The 5,337-nt window shown below is 46.6% G+C and carries 6 protein-coding genes; 5 read left to right on the forward strand and 1 reads right to left on the reverse strand.

What is annotated here, in order from left to right; all coding sequences use genetic code 11:
• Positions 1 to 248 precede the first annotated feature (248 nt).
• Positions 249 to 728, forward strand: a complete 480-nt coding sequence (locus VIM72_RS30845; RefSeq protein ID WP_332006639.1) for a lipocalin family protein — start codon at positions 249 to 251, stop codon at positions 726 to 728.
• Positions 729 to 753: 25 nt separating this feature from the next.
• Here the strand turns inward: VIM72_RS30845 and VIM72_RS30850 are convergent, their stop codons facing one another.
• Positions 754 to 1,644, reverse strand: coding sequence for an aminoglycoside 6-adenylyltransferase (locus tag VIM72_RS30850; RefSeq protein ID WP_332006640.1), 891 nt, complete (start codon positions 1,642 to 1,644; stop codon positions 754 to 756).
• A gap of 113 nt (positions 1,645 to 1,757) precedes the next feature.
• On the opposite strand from VIM72_RS30850, the gene VIM72_RS30855 reads away from it, so the two are divergent.
• From VIM72_RS30855 to VIM72_RS30870, 4 genes are all read left to right on the forward strand, one after another.
• Complete coding sequence (locus VIM72_RS30855; RefSeq protein WP_332006641.1) at positions 1,758 to 2,828, forward strand: alpha/beta hydrolase; 1,071 nt, start codon at positions 1,758 to 1,760, stop codon at positions 2,826 to 2,828.
• Positions 2,829 to 2,998: 170 nt separating this feature from the next.
• Complete coding sequence (locus VIM72_RS30860; protein ID WP_332006642.1) at positions 2,999 to 3,550, forward strand: RNA polymerase sigma-70 factor; 552 nt, start codon at positions 2,999 to 3,001, stop codon at positions 3,548 to 3,550.
• Positions 3,551 to 3,580: 30 nt separating this feature from the next.
• Positions 3,581 to 4,570: a FecR family protein gene (locus VIM72_RS30865; protein ID WP_332006643.1), complete on the forward strand. Its 990-nt coding sequence runs from the start codon at positions 3,581 to 3,583 to the stop codon at positions 4,568 to 4,570.
• Between the two features lie 10 nt (positions 4,571 to 4,580).
• Positions 4,581 to 5,337: hypothetical protein (locus VIM72_RS30870; RefSeq protein ID WP_332006644.1), on the forward strand; the 757-nt coding region annotated here is incomplete at its 3' end.

Here is a 5,337-nt window from a genome sequence, read left to right on the forward strand (position 1 = left end):
AAGCCGGATGCTACCAGTGCATCGGCCTGTTTTTTAATGATGTTTTCATTGATGTTCACCCTGTAATTATTCCAGCTTGCCCAACCCATCAATGGCGTTTTTATTTGCTGGGCAACTGAAGACGCAGAGATGGAACATATAACAGCGGAATAAAAAAATACCTTTTTCAATAGATTGATTTTTTCTTAACAAGCGAAAAGATAATACAAGAACAGCTATATCCTTCTCTTTTTTTGTATTTTCATCCTATGAAAAACAGCAAACCTATTATCCTCACTGCCGCCGTTGCAGGAACTTTAATATTTTCCGGTTTTGGGGCTCCTGTGCAACAACCCTCCTTCAGTGATAAGTACTGGGTGCTGGAATCCTCCAGCATTGTTCCCGCTGCAGATATGAACCTGGATGGGAAACCTGATACCGACCTGCGCGACATCATGGAGGATTGCGATAAAGATGATGCAGAAATGTTCCGGTCTGATGGCAAGATGGTGACTCATCATGGCGCTAATAGGTGTGACAGCGACGAAGAAGAAATAATAGAATCAGGCACCTGGAAATATAATCCTGCTACCAAACAGATCACCTCACATCAAACCGGTATGGAGAAGCCCGTGGTGACTACGATAAAAGAAGTAACTGCCGGTAAGATGGTAGTGGTGTACGACTTTACTTCTACAGACGGCCAAAAACATACTATTACCGGTACTTACAGGCTGAAACAGATCTGATACAACGGGCGCCTCATTGCCTGCTTTAGTTATAAATACCCCCGGCATCCCGGGGCAGCCCTTCTACATGCTGCATATATGTGGTTACATTGGCATCCCAGTTTTCGGGATATGTGTAGCCCAGCGTTGCTGCAACAGACCTTGCCGTTGTTCTGAAAAGATCCATAGCCGCATATACCGCTTTCCATATTTCAGGCAGACTTGCAGGTGGATAAGTAGCCAGTAATTTTTCATATACTTCCGGCTCAAGGAAGCGCTGGTAAAAACTTCCGGACTTACCCGGGTTTACTTCAAACCTGTAGCGGCAGCCGATATACCAATCCATCATTTGCAGTAAAGCGCCACGTATCACCTGGTTGAACAATTCCTGCACCTGGATCACCCTTCCACGCCAAAGTCCTTTTGCCAGGCCGGAATTGGTATACCAGAATTCATTACAGCAATCGGTAAATGAGCGGGAGGAAGGCTTTTGCACCCAATAGCCGGTATCGTCTGCAGGAGGCAGGGGCCGCGTGTTAAACAGGCCGCTCTTATCCCATAACACTTTGCAAAGGCTATCGCTGGTAAAATGATCGAGCTTATCCAAAGACACCATCACCAGGTCTATACGATTGCCATCCATAAACTGCATGAGGTAAGAGAAAGCACCGGCCAGCTCAGGCGCGGGTGGATACAGCTCCATATCCTCCGGCAACTGCATGATCATCCTTTCACCAAAAACATCCACCCAGCTATGATCCTGCAGAAACGGCTCCAGGTGATCCACTACATAAATGATATCATAATCCTGGAAAATATCCGGTGTTACATGAGGGTTTGATCTTGATCCATCCTGTAATACCGCCAGTATATGGTCATTGCTGCGGGCTACCTGCAATATCAGTTCCATCATCTGTGATGCTGTTCTGCTTGTCATAATGCTGTTGTTTGCCCAAATTTAATACATCATTTATATGTATTGATTAGCGCTGAACTTTATAAATCCAAATTCGTATATTAATGCCCGTAATCACTTTCAATTGCAGTTGTATGATAAAATATATGACCCGTTTCATGCTTGCTTTCCTGGTACTGGCCTTTCCTGTAAGAAGCTTCTCACAGCAAAAGATTGCGAAAGGCACAGTGCAGCGGATAACCATTCACAGCAAGTTGCTGGAAGGTAATCTCAGCGGCGATGATCCCAGCCGCCATATTTCTGTTTATTTACCTGCCAGTTATAATTCCGGTAAGAAAAAACACTATCCTGTTGTTTACTTCCTGCATGGCTATACAGATAATGACGGAAAATTTTATGGCTTCCAGCAACATTGGATGACGCTTCCTCCCATACTGGATACTGTGTTTGCCAGGGACCCGGCGCATGAAATGATTGTTGTTACCCCGGACGCCTATACGCTTTTCCAGGGTAGCATGTATTCCAATTCTGCTACCACCGGCAACTGGGAAGATTTTGTGGCCAAAGAACTGGTGGGTTATATGGATAGCCACTACCGGACTTTGGCACAAAAAGAAAGCAGGGGCTTGTGCGGCCACTCTATGGGTGGCTATGGCGCATTGCGGATCGGGGAAAAGAATCCGGATGTTTTTTCAACAGTATACCTGCTGAGCCCCTGCTGTTTAAATTCCACGCCAATATCTACCGGAGCGCTGCCTCCTGATTTCATACGCGCAGAAAGCATTAAAACGGTGGAAGAATTTCAGCGGGCGGATTTCTTCACCAAAGCACTTTTTGCCTCGGCAGCGGCATGGTCGCCCAACCCGGAGAACCCTCCTTTTTATATCGACCTGCCGGTGAAGAATGGAAATATACAGCCATTGATCATGCAGAAGTGGGATGCCAACCGCCCACTGAATAATTTAGACCAGTATATCTATAACATCAGGCAGCTGAAGGCCATTGGCTTTGACGCCGGCAACAGGGATGCAGGTATTGCGGAGAGCATCAGGATACTGGACAGGGAGCTTAACAAATACCACATCCCCCATTCCTTCGAAATTTATGAAGGCGACCATATCAACCGTGTCAGTAAAAGAATTGAAGATAAGATGCTGGATTTTTTTGAGAAGAACCTATTGTTCGGGAAAAATCCCCAAAAGTAAGATCCCGCTGTTAAAATAAAGGCTGACCAAAAAGTAAAAATTGGTCAGCCTTTATTTTGCCATTGAAAATATTATGATACCAGTTCAAAAAAAAATTCCACCGGCATAGGGGTATATTATTTCTGCCGTGTTATAATAAAGAGTAATTTTTGTAAGAATATTCTGCATCATTGGAAACGGCCCGGCACACAGATCAGTTAGCTGTATTTGAAAAGCTTTTTCATGCCTATCATGATAAGCTGCACCTTTATGCTTTTAATATATTGAAGGATAGTGAAGCGGCCAGTGATATTGTGCAGCTGGTGTTTAAAAAATTATGGGAGAAGCGGAATGATCTGGTAATGGAAGAAGCCATTGCAGGATATCTCTATAAAACAACCTATAGCCTTTGCCTCAATGATATCCGGAACAACAGGATCCGGCGTGAGCATACCCGACTGGCCGCCATTCATACCACCAGGGCAAACGACAATGCTAAAGACAAAGTACTGACCGGAGAGCTTACCCGCCGCATTCAGCAGGTGCTGGACGATTTGCCAGCACAATGCCGGCTTATTTTTATCATGAGCAGGATGGACGGAAAGAAGTATGCAGAAATAGCAAAGGAGCTGGATATCTCTGTTAAAACGGTGGAAGCGCAGATCGGTAAGGCTTTGAAGACCTTTAAAGCGAAGCTGAGCGATTATCTTGTTCTTATCCTGGTAATACTATATATAGGATGATAAAATGTTTACGATGTAATATCTGACGAAGTGAATGAGCATGAGCACATACAAGTAGATCTGCCGCTGATTGGCAGGTACCTGGCAGGAGAAGCCCTGCCGGAAGAGGCCATTGCCGTGGATAAATGGCGGGAACAGGCAGCGGAAAACGAGCAGGCCTTCAAAGCGTATTCCCGCTTATGGACCGGAGCAGCAGCGGGCCAGCCTTATTCGCCACCAGACCGTAACCGTAAATGGGCACAACTAAAAACAGCTTTGAGCGAAAGCCATCAACCAGCCAGGCGCCGGTTGCCGGCGGGCCTCAAAATAGCGGCAGGCGTATTACTGGTAGTTGGCGCCACCATACTTGCCTGGCTCCTGTTCCCGCAAGCGCCTGCAGATAGCCAACAGGTATTGAGCGCTGCCGGAACACTCCGCACCGATACCCTGGCAGACCAATCGGTGATTACCCTAACGGCCAACAGCCGGCTGAGTATTCACAAAGGGTTTGCCACCAAAAGCAGGAATGTATCGCTTAACGGGGAAGGCTATTTTTCTGTGGCGCCCCTGCAGGCAACTCCTTTTGTGGTGATGGTGGACAGGCTCAGGATTGAAGTGCTCGGCACCTCCTTCAATATAAGGCAGGATTCCGGTGCTGTAACTGTAACGGTTAGCAGCGGGGCCGTAAAATTGTCTGCCGCCGGGGCCAGCCTGGTGGTTGCATCCGGCCGGGCAGCTGTTTATAACAAACGCAGTGGGCAGCTAAGTTACCTGGCTGCTGCAGATCCTAACGTTTACGCCTATGCGACAAGAACCATGTATTTTTACAATACCCCGATGAAAGATGTGAAGAACGTATTGGAAAAAGCGTATAATACCAGGATCATATTTGAAAACAGCCTGCTGGAAAATTGCAGGATCAATACAGAATTTAATCATCAGCCGTTGCAGGAGGTGCTGGATGTCATCGCCGCTTCGCTTGGTATAAAATATAAGGCGGCAGGTAACACCGTGTATTTTTCCGGAGATGAGTGTAGATAACAACAGATTTTTGCAGAAATTATTACTTTATGTACTGTTCATTTATATGCCGTATTGCTGCTATGCGCAGCAGGTACAGGTAAAGGGCATCAGCCGGCTATTACATTTGCCACTGCATGAAATGCGGCTGGATTCATTGTCGGCCTACATTTCCCGGGAAACAGGCGTTGTTTTTTCCTTCAATGCAGCAAAAATAGATCCCGCGCAAAAACTTAGCATGCCGCGTATGCCCGTTACCGTTAGTGAATTACTTACCCATCTCCGTAACCGATATCAGCTATCGTTTACCGTAACGGGCAACTATGTGATCCTGCGTAATGAATCTCCCCGGCAACTGCTGCTCCCCCGGCAACAGCCTGGCAGTGCAGCAACAAAAGCTCCCCGTACTGTTGCTAACAAACTCCAGCCGCATTATGCACCGCGAAACAAAAAGGCAGCGGTTGTCATTGATTCAACGCAATTGCCGGTACAACGTATAAGATTACACGAAATTTATCAGCTGGCTCCATCTGCTCCTGTGCTTTTAACTGCAACCCGCATTCAACCAATAGCAACCCTGTCTTTACCAGTAACGGGTTCCGTAGCAAAAATCGGATTGCCAAAAGGAAGCAGCCGCTTTTTCATGGCAACCGGCATTGCAGCTGATGACGCCTTTTATTTCAGCCCGGGTATTAACGCAGGCTTCCCCTGGCTTTACGCTACCGGCAGATGGAATACAAATTTCCATGTCAGCGGTTTTTCTTATGGATTGGGCACTTCAATCCGGT

The sequence above is a fragment of the Chitinophaga sp. genome (assembly GCF_036569185.1).
In the GTDB taxonomy this organism is placed as follows: Bacteria; Bacteroidota; Bacteroidia; order Chitinophagales; family Chitinophagaceae; genus Chitinophaga.

Bases quoted from the DNA above. Each gene is read 5' to 3' on its own strand.
- VIM72_RS30845 (WP_332006639.1), top strand. From the start codon at position 249: ATGAAAAACAGCAAACCTATTATCCTCACTGCCGCCGTTGCAGGAACT.
- VIM72_RS30855 (WP_332006641.1), top strand. From the start codon at position 1,758: ATGATAAAATATATGACCCGTTTCATGCTTGCTTTCCTGGTACTGGCC.
- VIM72_RS30850 (WP_332006640.1), bottom strand. From the start codon at position 1,644: ATGACAAGCAGAACAGCATCACAGATGATGGAACTGATATTGCAGGTA.